Source organism: Actinoalloteichus sp. GBA129-24 (genome assembly GCF_001941645.1).
Lineage (GTDB): Bacteria > Actinomycetota > Actinomycetes > Mycobacteriales > Pseudonocardiaceae > Actinoalloteichus_A > Actinoalloteichus_A fjordicus.
The window spans coordinates 4,653,397-4,677,532 of sequence record NZ_CP016077.1 but is presented as its reverse complement, the minus strand read 5'-3'; the positions used below and the strand labels follow the sequence as shown (position 1 = coordinate 4,677,532).

Sequence of the window (24,136 nt, the reverse complement as noted above, 5' to 3'; positions counted from 1 at the left end):
AGACATGACGGAGTCATGTCGACTGACGACAACGTCGCAGATCGCCGCTGCCTGCCCCGCGCAACAGGAGAGTGGGGATCACAGACAGGCTCTTTAGGGCGTGGCGTGCTGCCTCCTCCGGTGAGGACACGGTGCTTGCCAGCTTGGATTGATGTCTGTAAAGATAGATGCATGTCAAACCAAGAGCTGTCGGGACGGCTGCTCGATGTGTTGCCGACCTGCGAGTCGGCCGTCATCGGGCAGCCGTTGTCGGCCGAACAGGCGTCGGAACTGGCCAAGGTCTTCAAGGCCGTCGGCGATCCGATCCGGCTGCGGCTGCTGTCCCTGATCGCCTCCCATGCCGGGGGCGAGGCCTGTGTCTGTGACCTCACCGGCGCCTTCGATCTGACCGGGCCGACGATCTCGCATCATCTGAAGGTGTTGCGGGAGGCCGGGCTGATCACCGGCGAGCGGCGCGCGACGTGGGTGTACTACCGCGTTCGCCCCGAGATGTTGACGCGACTCTCCGAGGTCCTGGCTCCTACGAATCTGTCGGAGGCCGGCGTATGAGCGCCGCCCAGGACACCCTCGACGGAGGTGTGGCGTCTCGGCTCTCCACGCTCGACCGGTTGTTGCCGGTGTGGATCGGGGCGGCCATGGTGCTCGGGCTGCTGGCCGGGCGGTGGATTCCCGGCCTGGACGTGGCGCTGGAGTCGATCCAGCTCGACGGGATCTCACTGCCGATCGCCCTCGGCCTGCTGATCATGATGTATCCGGTGCTGGCGAAGGTCCGCTACGACCGGCTGGACACCGTGACCGGCGACCGGCGGCTGCTGGTCTCGTCGCTGGTGCTCAACTGGGTACTCGGGCCCGCGTTGATGTTCGCACTGGCCTGGCTGATGCTGCCCGACCTGCCCGAGTACCGGACGGGCCTGATCATCGTCGGGCTGGCCCGCTGCATCGCGATGGTCGTCATCTGGAACGACCTCGCCTGCGGCGATCGGGAGGCCGCCGCCGTCCTGGTGGCGCTGAACTCGGTGTTCCAGGTGATCGCCTTCGCCGGGCTGGGCTGGTTCTATCTCGACGTCCTGCCGGGCTGGCTGGGCCTGTCCCAGGACGGCCTGGACGTCTCGCCATGGCAGATCGCGCGCTCGGTGCTGATCTTCCTGGGCATTCCGCTGGTGGCGGGCTACCTCACGCGCAGGCTGGGGGAGCGCGCCAAGGGGCGGCAGTGGTACGAGTCTCGGTTCCTGCCCCGCATCGGACCCTGGGCGCTCTACGGGCTGCTGTTCACCATCGTGATGCTCTTCGCCCTGCAGGGTGAGCAGATCACCTCGCGTCCGTGGGACGTGGTCCGCATCGCCCTGCCGCTGTTGGTCTACTTCGCGGTGATGTGGGCGGGATCGTTCCTGATGGGCAAGGCCGTCGGCCTCGGCTATGCGCGGGCGACGACCCTGGCGTTCACCGCAGCGGGCAACAACTTCGAGCTGGCCATCGCGGTGGCGGTGGCGACCTACGGAGTCACGTCCGGACAAGCCCTGGCCGGTGTGGTGGGGCCGCTCATCGAGGTTCCCGTCCTGGTGGGCCTGGTCTACGTCTCGCTCTGGGCCCGTCGGTTCTTCCCAGCAGCAGGCGATCCCGAACCTGACGACTCCTCCACGAAGGACGCGCATGACTCCGCGACCCGAACCACGTGACCAGCGTTCCTGCCAGGACTGGGAAGACTGTCGGCTCGACAGGCCACCAGTCGACCGACTTCTCCGCGACGCCGCGAGCAGACTGACCCAGACCTTTCCCGGCGTCTTCTCGCCTGAATCCGTACTGGCGTGTGTGCGGGAGTCCTACGACCTGCTCGCCGCGCACGCCACCGTCCGCACCCACCTGCCGATACTGTCCGCTCGCTTCGCCCACGACAGGCTGCGCGCCGTCGCACTCACCCGAGGAGCCATCGTGTCCAGCATCCCCGAGGTCCTCTTCGTCTGCGTCCACAACGCAGGCCGCTCGCAGATGGCCGCCGCCCTGCTCCACCACCACGCCCAAGGCCGCGTGACCGTCCGCTCCGCAGGGTCCGCCCCAGCCGACACCATCAACCCGGCCGTCATCGAGGCCATGGCCGAGATCGGCATGGACCTCACGCAGGAGTTCCCCAAGCCGTTGACCACCGAGGCGGTCGAGGCCGCCGACGTCGTCATCACGATGGGCTGCGGCGACGCCTGCCCGATCTTCCCCGGCAAGCGCTACCTCGACTGGGAGCTGCCTGATCCGGCCGGTCGGGGCATCGAGGCCGTCCGGCCCATCCGGGACGACATCGATGCCCGCGTCCGTGCGCTGCTCGCCGAACTGGTGGCCACGGGGAGCTGAGCGGGGCGCGGTCGTCTCGGTGAGCTGCTCCGACGATGCGGGAGTCCGCCGAGATCAGCTCGGCAGGCTGGGATGTTCGATGGGCCGGGCGCGCGGCGGGCGTCCCGCCGTCGGGCAGCCCCGGCCCGCCTGCCGCGCCGTCGGCCTCAGCCCCCGGCGGTATCGCCGCCGGGGGCGTCGTCGGTCCCACCCTGCGCCACGGGCGGATCGACGTCGCGGCGGCGTTCCAGGAACACGGTATCGCGCCAGACTCCGTGGTGTCGGGCGATGCGCTCCCGGACGCCGAGCGTGCGAAAGCCTGCTGAGCGGTGCAGACCGAGGCTTGCCCGGTTCTCCGGGAAGATCGAGGTCTGCAAGGTCCACAGTCCGTCGTCATCGGCCGCGATCACCTGATGGCGGATCAACGCCTTGCCGACGCCCCGGCCTCGGTGATCTGCGGCGACGTACACGGAGGTCTCGGCGACGCCTGCATAACAGGGCCGGGACGAGACCGGCTTCGCCGCCGCCCAGCCGACGACGGCGCCGTCGATCACCGCGACCCAGCGGTGGCCCGCGAGCCACTGGGCGTCCAGCGCCGCCGCCGTGGGGAGTTCGGTCTCGAAGGTCGCGTCACCGGAATCGATGCCCTCGCCGAGGATGCGCAGCACGGCGGGCCAGTCCTCGTCTCGCAGCGGCCGTACGTCGACGTCGGCAGGCACGTCTTCCGGGCAGCACGGGCGCGGGGCGAGCAGGCCCATGACGGCGTCGGCGGCATGGGGCAGTCCCGTGCAGCAGGCCTGGTTGACCGCCACACGCGTCGCGGTGCCCTCCTTCACGAGCGTCACGAAGCCCGTCTCGGCCAGTTTGCGCACGTGGTGCGAGCAGGTCGACTGGCTGATGCCCAGCGTCGTGGTCAGCTCGCCCACGGTCATCGGACGCGGGGCGATCGCGACGGTGTGCAGCAGCCGGACCCTGGTCGGCTCGGCAAGGCAGGCGAACCAGTCGGCATAAGTGGCGGCGTCCGCTGCGGGCAGCGTGGCCGGTGATGCGGCGGGAGCGGTCACGACACTCACTATCGACCGACATCGATGATCATGTCAATCGACGCTGGCGGCTCGTTCCGGGACGGTCTGTCGGCAGGCCGCCCCGGCCGAGGCTTGCGGGAACCGGATCGGCGGGCTGCGCGGTCCGGTCGATCTCGCGGACGCACGGCGTCGTACCGATGCCTGCGGCGACGTGAGCAGCCGCAGGCACCGAGGACCGGGTTCGCCCCGGTGCGGATCTCCGCTGGCCGCAGGGGCGCCGCAGGCCAGGGAGCCGATCGGCCGCTCGGGCCGACGGGCTCCCCGTGCACGCGGCGGTCTCAGCCTGCCGCCCGCTCCGGCGGCTCGACCTCCGCGTATCCGGCGCTGCCGATCGTTCCGACGTGGCGCAGTACCGTGGCGGCGACGATCGCCAGCGCCAGGATGCAGACGCCGGCGATGAGCGCGGCCACGTTCATGCCACGGGTGAACGCCGCCGTTGCCTCGTGCAGCACCGCCTCGGGCAGGTCGGGTGCCACCGCGACGGCCCCGGCGAGGCTGTCGCCCGCGGTCGCCGCGACCTCGCCTGCCAGGTCGGCAGGCAGGTGATCGGCGATCCGATCGCGATAGATCACGGCGGTGAGGCTGCCCAGGATCGCGACGCCCGCCGCGACCCCGAGTTCCTGCACGGTCTCCGACATCGCGGCGGCCGAACCCGACTTGGCGGGCGGGGCGGACCCGACGACCAGGTCGGTGCCCAGCGCGGCGATGGCGCCCAGTCCGAGGTACACCAGCGCGAACCCGGTCACGACCAGACCGCGATCTCCGGTGGCATCCACCTGGGTGAGCAGCAGGTATCCCACCGTCGCGGCCGCCAGGGTGGCGGCGACGATAAGTCCCGGCCGAATCCGCCGTGCGAGCAGCGGGGACGCGATCGCCGCGATGAACATCGCGAGCGCGGGCGGCCCCATCCACAGCCCGGCCTCGAAGGGGGTGAGGCCCTCGACGAACTGGAGGTACTGGGTGACCAGGTACATCACGCCGCCCACGCCCATCAGCCCGACGAGCAGGAGGCTCAGCGCCGCGCCGACACCTCGATTCGCGAACAGGGTCAGGTCCAACAGCGGGTCGGCCAGCCTGCGCTGACGTCGGACGAATAGCACGCCGAAGGCGATGCCCACCGCAGGAGAGAGGATCGTGACGAGGTCGACGCCGTAGGCCGAGGCGTGCTTGACGCCGTAGATCACGGGCAGGATCGCGGCCAGCGAGAGCGCCCCGCTGAGCAGGTCGAACCGGCCCGCCTGCGGATCGCGGGCCTCCGGCAGCAGCAGCGGTCCGAGCACCAGCAGCACGGCGACGATCGGCACGGCCACCAGGAACGCCGAGCCCCACCAGAAATGGTCCAACAGGATGCCGCCGACCACGGGGCCCGCCGCCATGCCCAGCGCGAACATGGTCGCCCAGACGCCGATCGCCACCGCGCGCTGTCTCGCGTCGAGGAACAGGGCACTGAGCAGGGACAGTGTCGACGGCATCAGCGTGGCGCCTGCGATCCCCAGCGCGGCCCGCGCGGCGATCAGCATCAACGGACTGGTGGCATACGCGGCGAGGATCGAGACGAGTCCGAAGGCGACGGCCCCGATCATCAGCAGTCTGCGCCTGCCGATCCGGTCGCCCAGGGTGCCCATGCTGATCAGGAAGCCCGCGATGAGGAAGCCGTAGGAATCCATGATCCACAGCGTCTCGATGCCGTCGGGGCGCAGGTCGGCGGCCAACGCGGGCAGCGCCAGGTACAACACCGTGACGTCCAGGCCGAGCAGCATGGTGGGCAGTGCCAGGATCGCGAGGCCAGCCCATTCTCGCGGGCCTGCTCGGTGGGCGATCGGGGTGCTCATGGGGCTCCATTCACTTCGGGCGAGAGGCGTTCGCCCGCGAACAGGTCGCGGACGGTTCGGGGTCAGCCTGTCCCTCGGCACGCACGAGTCGTTGACGGTTCGCTGTGGTTACGCTGACGGCATGCGGTTCGGCGTGCTCGGCCCGATGGCCGTCTGGGCCGCCGACGGGCGGGAGATCAGGGTTCCCGAGGCGAAGGTGCGGGCGCTGCTGGCGAACCTGCTGGCGCACCGGGGTGGCCCGGTGTCGGTCGATCGCCTCGTCGAGGACCTCTGGGCAGGCGACCCGCCCGGCAGGCCGCTCAACGCGCTGCAGACCAAGGTCTCCCAGCTCCGGCGCGTCCTGGGCCGGGACGCCGTCGTCCACCAGCCCGCCGGCTACCGCCTGGTGGCCGCCGGCGAGGCCCTGGACGCGCGGGACTTCGAACGACTCCTCGACCGGGCCAGGCAGGCCGAGGACGCCGGAGCGCGGGCTGCGCTGCTGGCCGAGGCGGCGGCGCTGTGGCGGGGACCGGCCTACGCCGACGTCGCCGACGCCCCGTTCGCGCAGGGGGAGATCACCAGGCTGACGGAACTGCGGCTGACGATGTTGGAGGATCTGGCCGAGGCACGGCTGGAACTCGGGGAGCACGACGCGCTCGCGGCGGAACTGGCCGACCTGGTCGCCCGGCATCCGCTGCGGGAACGGCTGCGGACGGCGCGGATGCGGGCCCTGTACCGGGCAGGCCGCCAGACCGAGGCGATGGACAGCTTCCACGAACTGCGGCGGCTGCTGGCCGAGGAGCTGGGGACGACACCAGGGCCGGGGACGGTCGCGACCTACGAGGCGATGCTGCGCCAGGAACCCGCCCTGGCGGCGCCCGTGTCGACGTCGCGCGCGCCCGCTCGTCCCCCTCTGCCGACCCCGGCGACGCCGTTGATCGGTCGCGACGCGCTGGTCCGCGAGGTGCGCGAGGCGCTGAGCACCGCCGCCGACCCCCGGGTCATGACGCTGACCGGGCCCGGCGGAGTGGGCAAGACCCGGCTGGCGGTGGCGGCGGCGAGTGGGCTCGACGGGTCGTTCCCCGACGGCGTGTGGTGGGTCGAGCTGGCGGGCCTGAGCTGCCGGAGCACGGTGGACGACGTCGTCGACCGGGTCATGGCCGCCCTGGGACTCTGCGATACGGTGGCGTCGGAGGCCTGCGCGGTCGACCTGCTCGGCTGGCTCTGCCAGGCGGTGGCGAGCAGAAGACTGTTGCTGCTGTTGGACAACTGCGAGCACGTGATCGAGCCCGTCGCCGAGCTGGTCGACACGCTGTCGGCCGCCGCCCCCGAGGCGCGAGTGCTCGTGACCAGTCAGGAGATACTCGACATCCCCGGCGAGGTGGTGTTGGCGGTGCCGCCGTTGGCGCTGCCCACGCACGCCGACGCCTCGGACGCCCCGGACGCGGCGACGGCGGCCCGCTCCAGCGCGGTCGAGCTGTTCGTGAGCCGCGCCGCCGCCGCAGTTCCCGGGTTCGTGCTCGACGTCGAGAACCTGGCGGCCGTCGCGGCGATCTGTCGTCGGCTCGACGGCATCCCGTTGGCGCTGGAGCTCATCGCACCCCGACTGCGGGTGCTGGCTCCGGAGCAGCTTCTCGAGTGCCTGGACGATCGATTCGGCCTGCCCACGGGATCGGGACGCGGCCGATCGGCCCGCCAGGCGACGCTGCGCGCGATGATCGACTGGAGTTGGGAGCTGCTCACCGAGGCCGAGCAGATCGTGCTGCGACGGCTGTCGGTGCTTGCCGACGGCGGCACGCTGACGACCGCCGAGGCGGTGTGCTCCGACGAGGAACTCCCCGGCGAACGGGTGTTGGACCTGTTGGCACGCCTGGTGAATCGGTCGCTGGTGGTCCGAGAGGGCGACCGGTTCCGGCTGTTGGAGACGGTCTCGGCCTACGCAGCGGAACGCCTCGCCGAAGCGGGCGAGCAGCAGGCCGTGGCGGCACGGTTCGTGCATTCCCACGTCGCGCTGGCCGAGGCGGCCGACGGCGGACTACGCGGTCCGCAGCAGCGGCGCCACCTCGATCGGCTCGACGCCGAGACGGTGAGCCTGCGGCGAGCGTTGGAGACGGCCGGGCGCATCGGCGAGGCGGGCCTGGCGTTGCGCCTGGTCACCGCCCTGGCCTGGTACTGGGTCCTGCGCGGTCGGCTGGTCGAGGCGGACCGTTCCCTCCGGCGTGCCCTCGCCGTCGAGGGCGGCCCGGCGGACCTGTCGGCCACGGCGCGGGCCTGGCTCGCCGGGATCGAGCTTCGTACGCCACCGGTCGGACCGGGTCGCGCCGGGGCAGGCCGCGACAGGGTCGGCCGAGCCGGGACCTCGTCGGCGGCGGGCTGCAGGGCCGGGACGCCCTCCTACCGGACCGACCGCGAGGAGCGCGGCGAGGCCGGGACCACCGATCACGATCAGGCCGGCTACGACGACCCCACGGCCGCCGTCGACGATCCTGCGCTGCGCGCCCGGCTCCGCTGGTTCCTCGGCGCCGCCCTCATCGCCGACGGCCGGGGCCTTGCGGGACGACGGCTGTTGGCCCGGAGCCTCGCCGGTGCCCGTGCGGAAGGGGATCGCTGGACGGAGGCCGCGGTGCTCGTCGAGCAGGCGGGAGATCGGCAGACTGGGGACGATCTCGGCGGCGCGCGGTCTGATGCGGAACGGGGCGCCGCACTGTTCGAGGACCTCGGGGACCGCTGGGGCCTGCTGCGCGCCTTCCGCGCCCTCGCGTCGGCGGCCGAGCGCGACGGAGACCGCCCCCGGTCGACGCGCCTGCACCGGGAGGCCGTGCGGACGGCCGAGGACCTGGGGTTGTGGACCGAGGTCGTCGACACGTCGTGCAGACTCGGCGCGACCTGCCTCGCAGGCGGCGACGCGGACCAGGCAGGTCTGCTGTATCGGCGGGCCCTGCGAGTGGCGATCGAGCGTTGCTACCCCCGTGGCCGGGCGGAGGCAGAGCTCGGGCTGGCTCGCCTCGCCCACCACGACGGCGACCGGGCGGCGGCGCGGACGCATCTGCGGCGTGCCCTCGCAGACACCCGTGCCCCGGATCTCCGCGCCGAGATCGCCGAGGTGGCCGACGACATCGGAGCGGCCGAGATCGCCGAGATCGCTGGCCTCGCCGGGGCCTTCGGGGCCGCCGACCTCGCCGAGGCGACCGGGACCCGGCGGGGAAGGGATCGAGCCGGTCGCGATGGCGGGCAGGCTCGCCGAGCGCCCGGCCGGTGATGCGGGAGCCTCGGGTGTCGTGGAGCTGTCGGGCGCCACGGCGCCGCGTTCGTGACCCTCGACCCCGTTCCCGTGCCGCGCCGAACGCCGCCGCCGGACGACCGGGGGTTGAGCGGGCCCGACAGCAGATGGTGATCCGCTGCACGCTGCTCGAGTTTGACCTTCACCTTGGTGTGAGTTTCTGAGCATTCCGGACCTGGCGCTGCATCCCTTCGTCGTCAACCAGCCGTTCCGGCACCGATACCTGGACGAGGCGCTGGGCTGGCTGGCAGCTCAGCCGGACTTCTGGCTGACCACCAGCCACGAGATCGCCGAGCATCACCGACACCTCGATCGTCGAGCCGCGTGATCGGCCCTGCCGAGGCAGGCTCGAGTGACCTGACCGGCGTGGGATGCCGACTCCGCCGCGAACCCGATGACGCGGGCGGACCTCGACTGCCGAGGTCGAGGCGGCAGGACCGTCTTGTGCGCAGCGGAAGCTCCGATGGCACGGGGGCGGTCGGACTGTCAGTCGACTCGATGGTCGATGCGGTGCGCAGTCGCTTCGGCCGCGGCCGGAACCGGGTGTGGCCCGCAAATTCGCCGCCGGAGGTCGTGGCCCCGGACCTGTCGGATGCCGCTGCTTGGTCAGCTCGCCGTCCGCCGATACCGTCGGGTCGACAGCGGCACGAAGATCAGCAGGATGATGCCGATCCAGATCAGCGTGTACAGCGCCGGATGCTGGAGCGGCCATGCATCGGATGCCGGGATGGCGGAGTTGGTGTTGCCGAACAGCTCGCGGACGGCCAGCGTCAGCGCCGACACCGGATTCCACTCCGCGACATGCCGCAGCCCGGCCGGGAAGGACTCCAGCGGAACGAAGGCGTTGGAGACGAAGGTCAGCGGCATGATGACGATGAACGAGGCGTTGTTGATGACCTCGACGCTGGGCACGATCAGACCGACGTAGGCCATCACCCAGCTGAAGGCATAGGCGAAGAGCAGCAGCAGGAGGAAGGCGGCGACGGCCTCCAGGACGGAGCCTCGGATGCGCCAGCCCACGAGCAGGCCGGTCAGCGCCATGATCAGCACCGACAGGACGTTGTAGATCACGTCGGACGCGGTCCGCCCCACCAGGACCGCCGAGTGAGACATGGGCAGCGATCGGAAGCGGTCGATGATGCCCTTCTGCATGTCCTCCGCGAGGCCCGCCCCCGTGAAGGTGGAGCCGAAGACCACCGTCTGGGCGAAGATGCCGCCGATCAGGAACTCCCGATAGTTCACTCCGCTGCCGGGGTCGATGGCTCCGCCGAAGACGAAGGCGAACAGCAGGACGAACATGATCGGCGAGATGAGGACGGTGACCAGTACCTCCGGCACCCGCTTGATCTTGATCGTGTTGCGCTTGGCGATGACCCAGCCGTCACTCAGCGCACGCGGGATCGCGCTCATGGGGATGCCTCCGAACCGGCCGAGGACGCGTCGTCGGGTGGTCGTTCCTCGGCGGAGTACCCGGTGAGCGCGAGGAACACGTCGTCCAGGGTGGGGCGGCGGAGTCCGATGTCGACCACGTCCACCTGCTCTCGATCCAGGCAGCGCAGGGCGGCCATCAACGACTGCGAGCCGCCGTCGACGGCGGCCGTCAGCTCCCGGCCGTCCTCGCTGCGCTGGACCTGCGCGGAGGCGACCTCCGCCAGGCACGCCGCCGCGTCGTCGCTCTGAGTCACCTCGGCCAGCGAGAGTTCGATCCGCTCGCCGCCGATCTGCCGTTTGAGTTCGCCCGAGGTGCCTCTGGCAATGGCCCGTCCGTGATCGATCACCACGATGCTGTCGGCGAGCTGATCGGCCTCGTCGAGATACTGCGTGGTCAGCAGCAGCGTCGTGCCGCCCGCGACGAGTTCGCGGATCACGTCCCACATCTGGAGGCGACTCCGGGGATCGAGTCCGGAGGTCGGCTCGTCGAGGACGAGGACCGGCGGGGATGCCACCAGCGCCCCAGCGAGGTCCAGGCGGCGACGCATCCCGCCGGAGTACGTCTTGGACGGCCGGTTGCCCGCGTCGGCCAGGTCGAAGCGCGCCAGCAGCTCCCGCGCCCGAACCCGGGCGGCCCGTCGGTCCATCCCGTACAGCCTGGCCACCATCTCCAGGTTCTCGAAGCCGGTGAGGTGTTCGTCGACGGCCGCGTACTGCCCCGACAGGCCGATGCGCCGTCGGACGCCCTGCGGGTCGGTCTGCACGTCGACGCCCGCCACTCGAGCCCGACCGCCGTCCGGCCGCAGCAGCGTGGTGATGATGCGCACCGCCGTGGTCTTGCCCGCGCCGTTGGGTCCGAGCAGCCCGAGGACCGTGCCGGTCGGGACGACGAGGTCGAGCCCGTCCAGTGCGCGGACGCTGCCGTACACCTTCACCAGGCCGTCGGCTCGGATCGCCTCGGTCATGTCTGCCTCCGCTTTCCCTCGCGAGGCGGGCACGGCGGGGCGCGTGCGCCGATCTCGCGTCTGAGCGCGACTGTGACCAGCCCAAACTGCGGCCTGTCCGGCGAAAGGGCAACTCTGACCACGGCGGGCGGGCTCATTCGTGCTTGGGGCCGAGCACGGGCGTGTACCGCCCGGCCTGCCTGCCGCCCTGGCCGGACACGCTGCGTCGGTCTCGCGGTATGGGCTCTGAAGAGTGCGCCGCTCGCGTGCAGCGCGGCTCAGCGGGCCCGGCCGGACGCCGGGCTCCGGCGCCCTAGCCGGTCGAGCTGGGGTGCTCGGGCACTGGGTGCTCGGGTGTGGGGCTGGATACAGGAGCCCGGCGGCCGGTCGATCGGGCGCAGGCTGGACCGCCCGCCGCAGAAGCTCGGGCCGGCAAGCACACCCCCGTCGGAAGATCGCATCCCGACCGCGATTGAGCGGCGGTGCGGGGTCAGTGCGTGTCCGGCGGCTGGAGCCATGCCCGGCGGGCCGAGGCGTGGACGAACTCGCGGACGTAGACGCCCGCCCGCAGCCAGGCCAGCGGAAAGTCGTCGCCCGCCTCGCGCACCACCCGGCCGAAGGCGTCTCGCTCCCGATCCCGCGAGGCGGCGGCGAGGTCGGCGAGCAGGCCTGCGGCGGTGGCGAGACCGGTCCTACGCAGCGAGGCCGCCGCGCGGTCCGTGGCGGCGACGGCGCCGACGGCCCGCCCGCCCAGCGTCACCCGGTGCAGCGTGGACTCCACGGCGTGCATCGGGCTCGGCGTCCGATCGCCCCCGCCCGCTCTCGGCGGCAGCCGCACCGGCCGGCCGCCGACGACATGGGAGTGTTGGAGCCGATCCAGGCCGAGATCGACATGGTGGGCGTACGCGGCGGGCAGCGTCAGCTCCTCGGGCTCCCCGGCCACGGCCAGCGCCACCGCCGTGCCCGCGCGGTCGGGCAGCAGCCGGGCGACGACCCGCAGCCGCAGGCCTGCGGCGTCGCTCAGCACCCGGAGATTCTCCCGCGCCCGATCCCCCTCGCCGACGAGGTCGATCTGGACGTCCGGCCCGTCCGGCTGAGCCGAGGAGACGCGCAGTGCGTCGCCCGCAGCGCCCAGCGTCACGCAGTCGAGGAAGAGCAGGTCGCCGCCCGCCGGTCGGTGCGTCTCCGGCCGGGTGATGGCGGAGAACGCGCGCGCCGTCTGGTCCGCCAGCGGCGTCGCCCACAACCCGGACAGGGGTGCGTCGGTCCACGCACCGCCCGCCGAGGCCACCGCCCGCACGGCCTGGCCCGCGCCCAGCCGATGGTCGGGCGAGGCCGTGCCGCCGGACAGCAGCAGCCCGGCCCTGCCCAGCTCGCGGTGCGAGAGACCGGACTCGCCGACGGCGACCGGCCCGTTCGCGGCGGCCGTGACCCGCTCGACGCCGCCGGGCAGGATCGCCGGGACCGTCCACAGCACCCCCGTCTCGTCGACGAGATGGGTGACGACCCCGGCGTACCCGGAGGCGGCCACCACCGCTTCGGTGCACAGACCGAACAACCGCAGCGTGCCGACCGGGCGATACTCGCGGCGAGCCGTGCCCCGCAGCTCGGCCGCATCTGCGACGGCGGTCCCGGACCGCAGGTCGTGACACAGCAGCAGCAGGTCCACCAGCTCGGCGGTGAGCTGCGCGCGATCGAACGAGGAGTCGCCGGTCCGGGCCCAGACCAGCGCGGCGGCGATGCGCAGGCCGGTGGCGGCCGCGCGATGCAGACCCGCGAGTCGCGCGGTGTGCACCGCCCGGAGGAGCTCCGCCCGCACTACCGTGCCGCTGCCGGTGGCACCCGACCGCAGCACCGTCACACCGGCATCCCACAGCGCGGTCACGGCGGCGTGTTCCTGATCGCGCGTCCGCAGCGAGGCGGCCGACGGCGGCGCTGGCGTGCTCGACGTGTCCACGGCGGACCGTGCGGCCGAGGCCGTCTCGGCGGCGACGCCGCTCGTTTCGATGCTCCCGGCCGCGATGCCGGCCGGCATGCCGGGCTCGGCCGTCCCAGCGGCGCCGTCCGCCGAGGCCTCCACGGCGCTCACGCCGTCGGGGATCTCGGCGTCGCCGGATTCCCCCGTGCCGTCGAGAACCTCGGCGACCTCGACGACCTCGGCTGCCGCGACGGCGATGCCGCGATGCAGACATCTCGGAGCGAGCAGACAACTGCACGTCAGGTCGTCGGCCGTCGCCAGCACGCCGCCGCGCAGCGTCCAGCCGAGCGCGGTGTCCTCGTCCAGTTCGGCACGGGCGGTGTCCCTGTCGCGGGTCACCGCCCACTCGGCGGCGCGGCTCAGTGCCGTGTCGACCCGCCTGCGTAGCCTCGGCGGGAGCGCGTCGAGCACGTCCGCAGGCACGGCGGGCGCGACGGCGGGCAGTCCGGTCATCCGCGCACCTTCTCTCCGACCCAGCGGGCCAGCTCACCAGGACTGAGCGCGGCCACGTCCATGCCCGCGCCGACCAGCGCCCCCGCGATCGAGGCCGAGTACCGGGCGACGCCGCTGTCGTCCAGGCTCGCGCAGCCCAGCACCGTGACGCCGGCGGCGACGAGTTCGGTCACCTCGCCGACCAGCGGCGCAACGGGGCCGCCCTCCTCGAAGTCGCTGATCACGACCACCATCGTCCGTTCCGGCACCGTCACGAGGGAGCGCGCGTGCCGCAGTGCGCCCGCGATGTGCGTGCCGCCGCCGACCCGCACCTCCAACAGCAGCGAGAGCGGATCGGCGACCCGCTCAGTGAGATCGACGACCTCCGTGGAGAACGCCAGGAAGTGCGTCGACAGCGACGGCACGCCCGCGAACACCGAGGCGATGAGCGCCGACCACACGGTGGAGGCCTCCATGGACCCGGATACGTCCACGACGAGCACCAGCCGCCAGTCGGATCGGCGGCGGCCTCGGGTGTGGAACACCGGTCGCTCCGGCAGGACGAGCACCCGGCCCGCCGCGTCGCGTCGTGCCGTGGCGAGGTTGGCCCGCAGGGTGCGCGGCAGGTCCAGCCGACCGCCGGGCCGTCGCGTCGGGACCGGAAGCGTGAGGCCGGTCAACGCGGGCCGCACCCGATCGGCCAGTTGCGCGGTCAGCTCGCGCACCAGCCGGGCCACCAGGGGCCGCAGCCGGGCCAGTGCGCTCTCCGACAGCCCGCCCGCCAGGGACAGCACCGTGCGCAGCAGCTCCACCGAGGGCCGCACCGAGGCGGGGTCGATCTCCAGGGCGGCCTCCAGTCTGCCGCCCTCGGCCGCAGCGGCCAGGACCTCCTCGCGGACCCGCTCGCCGAACAGCTCGGCGAGTTCCGTCGACCACTCCCGCACATCGGGGAACGGGGCCGAGCGGTCGGCGCCGAGGTCCCCGCGCAGCGCACCCTCGCCGTGATCGAGTCCGTACAGCTCGTCCAGCGCGGCGGAGTAGCGGGCCGCGCCTGCGGGCCGCTCACCCCGCGCCCCCAGCACGAGTCGCCACCGCACGGCGGCCGACAGGCTCCCATTGCCTGCGGACGTCACCGGCACGGCGTCCTCCGACTCCTGACCCGCGTCCACAGTGGATCGACGTGAGCCGTCTCCGGCGGCCGAGTCTTCCGTCGAGGCGATGCCCGGGCCCGTGGCCGGGTCCTCGGCACCGTCGTGCCGTGCCGCCGCGCCCGCAGGCCCGAGGCCGTGGGCGGCCAGCACCGCAGAACCCGCGCGGTCGGCGGCCAGCCATGCCGCAAGCAGTTCGGGATCGGGTGCGCCGACCGCGTCGACCCGATCACCTGTCCGCTCCTCGACCACCGCCAGGATGCGAGACCGCGCGGCGGGCCCGATCGAGGTGAACGCGCCGCGCAGCGCGGGCAGCCGGTCCAGGAACCGTTGATCGTCCAGCGCCTCCACCCGTTCCAACAGCGGATTCAACGCCTCCGGCGTCTCCACCAGCGCCCCGGCCGCCGCGAGTACGCCGACGAGCCCGCGCCGCAGCACCTCCCGTCGCTCGCGGGTGCCTGCATCGTCGATCCACCAGGCGATCCGCTCCCCGAGGCTCGCAGGCGAGTCGAGCCCGAGCAGGACCCGGGCGGCCCCCGAGGCGCCCGCGATCATCGGGGCGCCGTCGTCGACCAGCCTCCGCAGGATCGCGGCGAGTCGAAGCCCGGTGCCCTGGGTGTCCTGCCGCAGTCCGAGCTCGACGAGCGACCGGGCGTCGGCCGGGTCGTCGGAACCGCCCAGCCCGTCGAGCTGTGCGATCGCGGCGTCCGTCAGCTCGCGCACCAGCAGCGGATGGGCGTCCATGACGTCGCCGGGCGTGCCGGGCAGGTGCCCGGCCCGCAGACGGTCGAGCAGTTCCAGTGCCGTGAGCAGCTCGTGCAGCGTCGCGGCGGCGGGCAGCACCGTCCCGGCGTCGCTCAACACCTCGCCGAGGAGTTCCGGAAGTCCGCACTCCGCAGCGTCGACCAGGTCGGCCGACAGGTCCGCCGGGGTGGGGCCGCCCCGCTGATCGCGCTCGGCGCGGCGGGCCCGTAGGCGGCCGTGGACGGCCAGAGACAGCGTCGCGCCCCACCGCCCCGCGACCGGCAGCGTCGCCGCCGTCGACGGAGTCCACGCCGCCCGCCAGCGGGTGGTGAGCGCCTCACCGGCGCCGACGCCTGCGGTGTCGGTCGCCTCGGCGTAGGCGACGCCGAGGACGCACAGCCGTCGCAGCGTGATCTCCCGCCTGCCGTCGAGCGCCGAGCGCAGCGGGTCCAGCCGCAGCGTCACCGGCTCGCGGGCGTCCGGGCCGGGCAGCCGAAGCTCGGCCAGCAGACCCTCCACCGCCGGAGCCAGCCCCGACCGAGGAGTTCCCGGCGCGAGCAGCCCGATGCGATGCCCCACCAGGACTTCCCCGGCGGCACGGGCCACGATCCGGCCGCGTCCCAGCGGTTCGGCATGGGTGAGCACGGTCTGCACCGCCTCCACGATCTCGCCTCGGCCGGGTGCGGGCAGGCCACGCAGGCGGGCGAGGTCGACGGCCAGCCGCAGCGCCTCGCGGGCCTCGCCGGGGCCGGCCGGATGACCGAGTTCTCTGATCCGGCCGCAGATCCGCACGATCACCGAGGCGGCGGCGGCCTCCACGGCGACCGGATCGCCCGCCGCCGCCAGCACGGCCTGCTGCCACTCCGGGTCGCGGATGCCCGCCGGATAACCCGAGCGTTCGTCCAGCAGCGCGAAGCCGTAGGGCACCAGTGAGGTGACGACCTCCCGGCCGGTCTCCGCAGGCCCGACCGGGTCGGCGGCGTCCTGTCGGGTGCCGCGCAGCAGGGCCGAGGCGTGGAACGAGCCGACGACGGCGACGCAGCGGCGCTCGCCCGCCTCGGCGATCCTCCGCCGCATCCAGGCCTCCCGCCGCAGATCGACGGGGTCGATCCCGAGGTCGAGGCCCTCGGTCGGATCGCCGGGCCGGCCCGGCGACGCCCGGCAGGCCGCCGGGTCCCCGGCCGGGTCCCGCTCGGCTCCGGAGACAGGCCGTGCCGAGCCGTCCCGTTCGGAACCGTCGCCTGCCGGGCCGGTCGCGTCCCGCCGCATCGCCCAGCCGACGAGCAGACCGGCGCGGCGAACGGCCTCCGCGCTCTGGCCCGGTGCGGCGGCCTCCACCAGCCGATCCCAGAGGTCGTCGCCGTCCCGCCCGGTGGCGGCGCGGCGCAGCGCGTCGGTCAGCGGGGAACCGCCCCGGTCGCCCGCCGCGTGCTCGCGCTCGGCGCGCCGGGCCAGCGGCAGGTCGCACGGCCGGACCTCCACGCCGTGGCGGAACGCCCATCGGACGGCGGCCAGCTCGGGCGAGAAGTCCGCGAACGGGTAGAACGCGAGACCGCCGCCGTCGCGGGCGGCGCCGGACAGGGCCACCGGGGCGGTGAGACCGGGATCGGCCAGGTGTCCCAGCCAGTCGCCGAACTCCTCGGGCAGCTCCACCAGCAGTACCTCGGGGTCGGCGGCGGTCAGCAGGGCGGGCATGGCGGCGGCCAGCGCGGGGGAGTGGTGCCGCACCCCGATCAGGTAAGGCTCGCGGTGGTCGGCCAGGCGGCGGACCACCGCGAGATCGCCGTCATCCATCGAGGCCGTCCCGAAGCTCCCACAGCCGCCGCCAGGTGTGCGCGCCGGACTCCGCCCGCCTGCGGACCGGACCGTCCCAGTACCCCAGCAGCCGGGCCGCATCGCCGGGATCGTCCTTGCGGACCACGCCCAACAGGTGGCCGGGCAGCAGCGACAACGGATCGCGGTCGCCGGGGAAGTAGGCATCGGCCAGACCGAGTGCTGCGGCGACCGACACGGCCTCGGCGGTGCTCATCACGGTGGACGGCCGCTCGACGGCCCAGCCCTCCGCCGAGACACCGTTACGCAGGTCGCGGAACGCGGTGACCAGCACCTCCAGCACGACGTCGTCGATGCCGAACGGCGCGTTCACCCGGTCCAGGACGGCACGGGCCTGCCTGCGCACCAGCGCGGTCTCGGTGTCGAGGTCGCCGATCGGCCCGACCGCCTCGAAGTTGAAGCGTCGCTTGAGCGCGGCGGACATCTCCGACACGCCCCGGTCCCGCAGGTTCGCGGTGGCGATCACGGTGAATCCCGGCGCGGCGGGGACGGTCGCGCCCTCGGTGCCCGAGAGCTCCGGTACCGCGATCCGCCGATCGGACAGGATCGACACGAGCGCGTCCTGCACCTCCGGCAGACAGCGGGTGACCTCCTCGACCCGCACCACGCCGCCGGTGCGCATCGCGGTGAGCACGGGGGAGGGGACCAACGCCCTCGGGCTGGGGCCCTCGGCCAGCAGCAGCGCGTAGTTCCAGCCGTACCGGAGCTGATCCTCGGTGGTGCCCGCCGTGCCCTGCACCACCAGTTCGCTGCTGCCGGACACCGCCGCGGCCAGCAGTTCCGACAGCATCGACTTGGCGGTGCCTGGCTCGCCGACGAGCAGCAGGCCGCGCTCGCCCGCGAGGGTGACCACCGCCCGCTCGACCAGGGCCCGCTCGCCGACGAATTTCGGGCTGATCACCATGCGCGCGGGCACGCCGTCCGCCGACACGCCCTTCGGCAGGGCGAGGCTCTCGCCGCCGCTGCCGATCACGAACGTGACCACGGCGCGCGGGGTGAGCCGCCAGCCCGGCGGCCGGGCCCCGGCGTCCTGGAGGGCGAGGAAGGCGAGTTCTTCGCGGTGGGCATCCTCGGCAGGCTCGACCTGCCTGCGCACGGTGGCGGTCACCGACGTCCTCCGGTCTTGAGTTCCTCGTAAGCGGGCGCGTCGCCGTCGAGCACCCGGCGCCAGGCGCGGGCGAACAGCTCGGCGACGGGCTCGCGGGGGGCGATCACCACGTCGGGCGTGGTGCTGAAGCCGAACATGGGCGCCTTCCACGACTCCAGCGGCAGATGCGGGGCCTTCAGCGTCAGCCAGCCGCCGGGCAGGAACAGCGAACGCCCGGCCCTGGCCCGCTTCGCGGTCAGCACCAGGTCGGTCTCGGCCAGCGCCGCCCGCGCCCTGCGCAGCCGGGCGGGCTTCCAACCGGTCCACCGCGTGACGTTGGCATCGGTGGGGTCCGGCAGCGCGAGCAGTTGCAGGTACAGCGTCGCGGCGTCCGCGTCGAGGCCGAGGCGCTCGGCGACCTCGGCCACCAGGGCGGGCACGGACACCGTCGGGTCCTGGAACCAGGCCGCCGGGTCGGTGTCCTCGGGCGCCCTCACCGCGCACGCCGAGGTGAGTCCGTCCTCGGCCAGCAGGGCCAAGGCGGGGAGCAGCCGCCGATCGTGGCCTTCCGCGAGGACCGCGCGCAGCAGATCACGATCCTGCGGGCCGACGAGTCCCGGCCGCACGATCAGGCGGGCCCAGCCCTCGTGGTCGCTCAGCAGCGTCAGCCACCCTTGGTGTTTGACCGCCGTCCCCTTCGGAGGAATCTCGACGCCGAGCAGCGCCCGCAGCTGGTCGGCAGACATCATGCCGCCGATCGCCACGGCGAAGCCGGGATGACTCGCCCGGTTGCGGACGGCCGACAGCGCCTCCGGAAGACGGGCCCGCAGCGGCGAGGCGGCAGGCAGCCGGTGGGCCAGCCACAGCAGCGCCTGAGGCACCGCCACGAGCGCGGTCTGGTCGAATCCCTCGCTGCGCCGAGTCTCCAACGTGGTGCCGTTGAGCCGCATGTCGGCGTCCGTGGTGAGCCACGAGGTGCCCGGCGTGACGACACCGGTGACGACGTCGCTCGCCTGCCGCACGGGCAGCTGCGCCGAGGCGTCGAGCAGGACGTCGTCGGGGACGGGCGTGCGCTGCCCGTGCTCGGCGATCCACACCTCGGCGACGGCGGCCACGTCGGCCCCGCGCGTCCACAGCTCGGCGGGGTCGGCAGGCAGCGCCGCCGCGAGCAGCCGACGGCGGAAGGGGGCGGGCAGCGGCCGGAGACGTTCCCGCGCGGCCTTGGCTCCCGCGCCGGACAGACCGAGCAACTGCCGCTCGGATGCGCCGAGGTAGTTCGCCCCCCAGTTCTGCACGCCGGGCATCCCGGCGAGCAGCACGGTCGCCTCGGCGGTGCCCAGGCCGGTGCGCTGCACCAGCTCGGACACCGCGTCGGGGAACCATGGCGCGGGACCTTCCTTGGCGAGCGTGTCGAGGAACCGGGTGATGCGCTCCGGACCGAACGACGAGCGGATCTCCGTCGACTTTCGGAGCCGCCAGCCGTCGGGGACGGCGAACCTGCCCGGGTTTCGGGTGAACTGAAGCCCTTCGTACTGATCGCCGATGCGGTGGTTCCGGTAATGCTCGAACAGGGCGAGGAAGCCGTCTCCCACGGGCAGGACTCGATGCCTCGGATGCGGGGTGCCGTCGGGTACCAGCAGGTCGACCACTCGCCAGTGCCCGCCGCCGTCGGTGAGGCCCGCTCCGGCGATCGATCGCAGCAGCAGAAGCAGTGCGGCGCGCTGGTCGTCCGGAATCAGCGGGGACGCGGCGCGGTGTGCCAACGCGGCGACCGACGGCAGCGACTCGAACCAGTCCGGGCAGTTCGACTCGGGCAGTGCCCGACCCGAGGGGTCCGCCTCGACGGCGGCCACACCGAGCGCGGCTACCAGCGCAGGCAGCCTGGTCTGGCGAGCACCCTCCGCCGCAGCGCGACGCGAGCGATAGCCCCCGAACCAGTCGAGCGCCAGGTTGAGGACCCCCTCGCTCACGACAGGACCGGTGGCGGTCAGCGCGTCGATGTCGACGGTGCGCGCGCTCGCGGCGATCTCGGCATAGCCGCGGAACTCGCGCAGCAGATCGGCGGCGCGGTAGACCAGACTCAGCACGCCCGCGAGCAGGCCGGGATGGCTGAGGCCGGGGAGCGCGGCGAGGACGGCACGCACGAGGCCGTCCTGTTCACCGGTGCGCACCCCCCGAGCCACGGCGATCAGCCGTTCGCTTCGGGTCTTCTCGGCCGCCGCGGGCTCGGCTGCTGCGGCGGCGAGCAGGTCCTCGACCGTCTGCCTGGTCACGCCGCGCAGTGCGGCGGACCCGGCTTCGTCCCGAGGTCGCAGCAGGTGCCACCAGTGTGTCGGCGCGACCATCGGCGTGCCTGCGGCGTACTCGGGGTGACGTGCCGTGGTGGACAACCTGCCGAGGTCGGCGCCGTTCTCGTCGAGCAGCGCGAGAAGGTACCCGCCATCGGCGAGCACGAGTTCCGCCCCGCCGGGCAGCCGCAGCACACCGGTCGGGCGCCGACCTCCCTGCGCCAGCAGCACCCGACGACCGTCGACGCCCTCCCCGAGCCACGAGCCGTCGGCCTCCTGCCGCACTCGCCAGCCGTGCAGTCCGTCGGCAGTGCCCAACGGACTCGCCGAGGTCGCGAGCACGGCCGGTCGCAGGTCGCAGTTCTTCAACGCGAGGGAGGTGCCGTCGGCGGCGAAGTCGTCGAGGAACCTCGGCAGGCTGACCCGGCCCTGTTCACCGGTCGCCGGATCGACCTCGACCCATCGGGTAGCCCCGCGCCAGTACGTCCTGGACCACACCGTCGTGCCGTCGCCGAGCGCCGAGGTCGGCGGCGGCACGTCCGAGTCGCCGGGCCGCAGCGCACGGACTCCCTCGAACCGAGATCCGTCGGACAGCGCGATGGACGGCGAGATCGGGTGGTGTCGGTAGTGCCGCAGACTGCTGCCGGGCGCGAAGATCCGCTCCGGCGCGTCACTCCAGTAGGCCAGCCCTCCGTCGGGTCCGTCCCAGCGGATCAGCAACACCCCGTCGAACCAGGACGCGGTCGGCTCGAGGCGCCAGCGTGGTCGGGCATCGGCCGGTATCCGGGCGACGTGCTCGGCGAGCACGCCGTCCGGGCCGACCACCACGAACGTCTCGCCCCTGCGCAGGACCAGCGCGGGCCAGCCCTCCCCGCATACCACCACGTCGTCGTCCTTCGCGCCGCCCGCCGAGTACAGGCGGGTGACGGCCTCGTCCAACGCGGGCCAGCCCAGCTCGTCCAGCAGACCGGCCCGCAGCGTCCCGTGCAGGGCGGCGGCCACGTCGACGTCGGCGAGCGCCTCGGCCGACTCGGGGACGTCGGTGAAGGCCTCGGGCAGCCGCACGACCGACAGCGTCTTGAGGCTGTCGGTGAGACCGGGCAGCCCGATGGCGGTGACGGCGGACGCCCGATCGGTGACCCAACGGCGCAGCGCGTCGCGCAGACCGGGCACGCTCATCCCGGTCAGCAGGACGTCGGCCTCGGCGACCGCGCCGCGCGTGTGCCTTCGGAGATGTTGCGCGAACCCTTGGCCCAGGGCCGGACCGAACTGTTCGGATTCGGCGAGAGCGGTGAGATCGCGTCGACCCGGTGCCTCGTCGGACATCCAGTCGGTGACGTCGAACTGCTCGGGGAGCCTGCCGTCGACGACGATCGGCACGTCGTGCGACACGAGCAGATCGACGAGATCCACCTCACCCTGGCTGCTGCCCCGCAGTGCGGCCACCGGCTCGCCGTCGGCGCGAAGCCGGGCCGCCATCGCCTCCACCAGGTCCAGCAGGGCCTCGGAGCGGTCGACGGAGCGCCAGCCGCCGAACCGGACCGAGAGCACCGCCGACAGCCACGCGGCGGCCGACCGCGTCCCCTCGGGAATCGTCTCGGCCGGATCGACGAGGAGACGGGTCGACCCGCAGTCGTGCAGGATCTCCAGCCAGACGTCGAGCGCACCGGTCGAACCGGGCACGAAGGACAGCAGCAGCCCGCGCACGGCGGCGTCCCGCCGCGCCAGCGTGGTCAACGCGACCCGATAGGACTTCCAGAAGGAGATGCTCGCCCGGCTGATCGCCGAAGTGCCCAGGACGTCGAGCAGCAGCCGCTCGTCCTCGGTCGGCAGGTCCCGCTTCGCGGCCCTGGCCAGCCGCCGCAGATCCTCGGGCATCCCGGTGTACGGCGGCAGACCGCCTCGGGTGCGTTCGACGCACAGGGTGCGGAACAGTTCATAGGCGCCGTCGGGGTCCGTCCGGCGGGCCAGGGCCTTGGCCTGGGCGGACAGTGCCTTGGCCGTCAACGCGCCCGCGAAGGCGAACTCCAGGAACACCTCCCGGGTGCGGTCGGGGTCGACGGCGAGATCATGGACCTCTTCGGCCTCGCGGGCCTTGCCGAACATGGTGGCGGCATAGGCGGTGTTGCCGTGCTGAAGGAAGATCCGGGCGGCCTGTTCGTAGAAGGTCGGTAAGAAGTGCGGAGCGGAGCGGCCCAGCATCGCGCCTAGTTCGGTGAATCCGTCCTTGGCCGCACCCGCGCGGGATTTCGCGGTGCGGGCGAGCCGTTCGACCTGCTTGACCAGGTTGAGCGCGTGATGGCCGTTGGCGGGGTCGTTCACCAGTGCCCAGGCGGGAAAGCCGAGGGCGCTGCGGCGCGCGGTGCCGACTTCTGACGTGCGCTCTGGCTCGTCGAATCCCAGATACTCGCAGGTGAGGTCCTCCGCGCGGCCGAGGACGGCGGGCACCAGTCGGACCACGGCGCGATCGCCGAGCGCGGGATGGGTGTAGCGCCGGGCGGTGAGGACGTCGCGATCCGCGCCGAGGTCGGCCCTGCCGGGCAGCACCGCGCCTGCGGTCAGCAGCGCGGTGGTCCGGTCGCGTTCGGTACTGGACGTGCTCATGCCGACACCTGTGCTTCCTCGACGACGCGGGCGGAGTAGATCGCGGCGGCCATCCGGAGGCCCTCCGACCAGGCGACCGGGCCGACCTCGGCGAGCGGCACCTCGGCTCCGTCGGCGATCCAGCGCAGATCCCCGGTCCAGGCCTCGCCCTCGGGGTACTCCACGCCGATCCAGTAGCGGGCTTCCAGAGTGCGGCCGCCCTCGAACGCCGAGTACACCGCGTCGCCGCCCCGCACCGGGTACCCGAGCGTGCGACAACGGCTGAGCACGTGGTTGACCTGCTCGAACTTCCCACCGGAATAGTCGTCGACGGACGTCCGGCCCGTCGGGAACGCGGCGGGGCGTTCGAAGGTCTGCCGGAACAGTTGTTGTACCCGCTGCTCGACGCCGAGTTCGGCGCCGAACTCCCGCAGCTCCGCGAGGTCGTCGAGCAGGACGGGATGCGGGATCGACACCGTCTCGGGGCGGAGCCGCACGGTGTCACCGTCGAGGGTGACCAGGCCGAGTCCGCGTTCGGGATCGGCGTCCCGGAGGAAGCCCGTCTCGGCATCGCCGCCGTCGGGGACGGTCACGACCAGGTCGCGCAGTGCGTCCGACCAGGCCGGGTCCGCCCACACCTCGGTGAGCACCGCCGTCGGCACCGGCAGCGAACGGACCATCCATTCATCCACTGTGGACAGACACTCCGCGGCGTGGCGAGTCAGCCACTCGGACAGCTGGCGCAGCTGCACCACCTGGGGATCGTCCTTGATGGCGGCGGGAACCGAGGAGAGCTGCTTTCCCTTGCCGTTGCGGCAATGGACACGCCCGTTCTCCCCGAGCCGCACCTGGTACCCGGACGCGGCGTCGAGCCAGCCCACGGTTCCTCCTGCGATGAGTTCTCGATGTGATGGGAGCGGACGCTAGCGACGCGGACCGACACGTTGATCGTTTCGGTTCCGTCGGGACCACATCGTGACCGGCGAACGCGCAGGCAGCCGGTTCGTCGAACGACCGTCTCGAGTCCGCGTGCCGGTATGCGAGACATGCGGGCGGACACCCCGCACCTCGGCGCAGGCCGCGTGTCGATCGGCGATGCCGCCGAGGAAGGCGCGATCGGTCGGTTCCGGTGCTGCCGCAGCGGTGTCCCGGCCCGATCCGCAGACGCCGGAG

Annotated in this window: 13 protein-coding genes; 4 read left to right on the top strand and 9 right to left on the bottom strand. The window is 72.9% G+C overall.

What is annotated here, in order from left to right; all coding sequences use genetic code 11:
• The first annotated feature begins 171 nt into the window (after positions 1-171).
• The 3 genes from UA75_RS20040 to UA75_RS34675 are packed head-to-tail and all read left to right on the top strand — an operon-like array spanning position 172 to position 2,340.
• Positions 172-549 carry an ArsR/SmtB family transcription factor gene (locus UA75_RS20040; RefSeq protein ID WP_075741566.1) on the top strand — a complete coding sequence of 126 codons (378 nt, stop codon included), beginning with the start codon at positions 172-174 and terminating at the stop codon, positions 547-549.
• Positions 546-1,676, top strand: coding sequence for an ACR3 family arsenite efflux transporter (gene arsB / locus UA75_RS20035; protein WP_075741565.1), 1,131 nt, complete (start codon positions 546-548; stop codon positions 1,674-1,676). Before UA75_RS20040 ends, arsB begins: the two co-directional genes overlap by 4 nt.
• Positions 1,651-2,340, top strand: coding sequence for an arsenate reductase ArsC (locus UA75_RS34675; protein WP_075741564.1), 690 nt, complete (start codon positions 1,651-1,653; stop codon positions 2,338-2,340). The genes arsB and UA75_RS34675 overlap by 26 nt, the downstream gene beginning before the upstream one ends.
• Before the next feature lie 146 nt (positions 2,341-2,486).
• Here the strand turns inward: UA75_RS34675 and UA75_RS20025 are convergent, their stop codons facing one another.
• Both UA75_RS20025 and UA75_RS20020 read right to left on the bottom strand, forming a co-directional pair.
• Entirely contained in the window at positions 2,487-3,392 is a 906-nt protein-coding gene (locus UA75_RS20025; protein ID WP_075741563.1) for a helix-turn-helix domain-containing GNAT family N-acetyltransferase, read from the bottom strand.
• Positions 3,393-3,682: 290 nt separating this feature from the next.
• Positions 3,683-5,236, bottom strand: a complete 1,554-nt coding sequence (locus UA75_RS20020; protein WP_075741562.1) for an MFS transporter — start codon at positions 5,234-5,236, stop codon at positions 3,683-3,685.
• A 121-nt stretch (positions 5,237-5,357) separates the two neighbouring features.
• Here UA75_RS20020 and UA75_RS20015 point away from each other — a divergent pair, with 121 nt between their 5' ends.
• Positions 5,358-8,474 carry a BTAD domain-containing putative transcriptional regulator gene (locus UA75_RS20015; RefSeq protein WP_075741561.1) on the top strand — a complete coding sequence of 1,039 codons (3,117 nt, stop codon included), beginning with the start codon at positions 5,358-5,360 and terminating at the stop codon, positions 8,472-8,474.
• Positions 8,475-9,101: 627 nt separating this feature from the next.
• On the opposite strand, the gene UA75_RS20010 is transcribed toward UA75_RS20015, so the two are convergent.
• The 7 genes from UA75_RS20010 to UA75_RS19980 form a co-directional block, all read right to left on the bottom strand.
• Complete coding sequence (locus UA75_RS20010) at positions 9,102-9,905, bottom strand: ABC transporter permease (protein WP_075741560.1); 804 nt, start codon at positions 9,903-9,905, stop codon at positions 9,102-9,104.
• Positions 9,902-10,891, bottom strand: coding sequence for an ATP-binding cassette domain-containing protein (locus UA75_RS20005; protein WP_075741559.1), 990 nt, complete (start codon positions 10,889-10,891; stop codon positions 9,902-9,904). The genes UA75_RS20010 and UA75_RS20005 overlap by 4 nt, the downstream gene beginning before the upstream one ends.
• A 469-nt stretch (positions 10,892-11,360) precedes the next feature.
• Positions 11,361-13,301, bottom strand: a complete 1,941-nt coding sequence (locus UA75_RS20000) for a hypothetical protein (protein ID WP_075741558.1) — start codon at positions 13,299-13,301, stop codon at positions 11,361-11,363.
• Positions 13,298-16,966, bottom strand: a complete 3,669-nt coding sequence (locus tag UA75_RS19995) for a DUF5682 family protein (protein WP_075741557.1) — start codon at positions 16,964-16,966, stop codon at positions 13,298-13,300. The genes UA75_RS20000 and UA75_RS19995 overlap by 4 nt, the downstream gene beginning before the upstream one ends.
• Positions 16,959-18,113, bottom strand: a complete 1,155-nt coding sequence (locus UA75_RS19990; protein ID WP_075741556.1) for an ATP-binding protein — start codon at positions 18,111-18,113, stop codon at positions 16,959-16,961. Before UA75_RS19990 ends, UA75_RS19995 begins: the two co-directional genes overlap by 8 nt.
• Positions 18,110-22,984, bottom strand: a complete 4,875-nt coding sequence (locus tag UA75_RS19985) for a hypothetical protein (protein ID WP_075741555.1) — start codon at positions 22,982-22,984, stop codon at positions 18,110-18,112. Before UA75_RS19985 ends, UA75_RS19990 begins: the two co-directional genes overlap by 4 nt.
• The gene (locus tag UA75_RS19980) at positions 22,981-23,844 is read right to left on the bottom strand and encodes a DUF4132 domain-containing protein (protein WP_075741554.1); all 864 of its coding nucleotides are present in this window, start codon (positions 23,842-23,844) and stop codon (positions 22,981-22,983) included. Before UA75_RS19980 ends, UA75_RS19985 begins: the two co-directional genes overlap by 4 nt.
• Positions 23,845-24,136 lie beyond the last annotated feature (292 nt).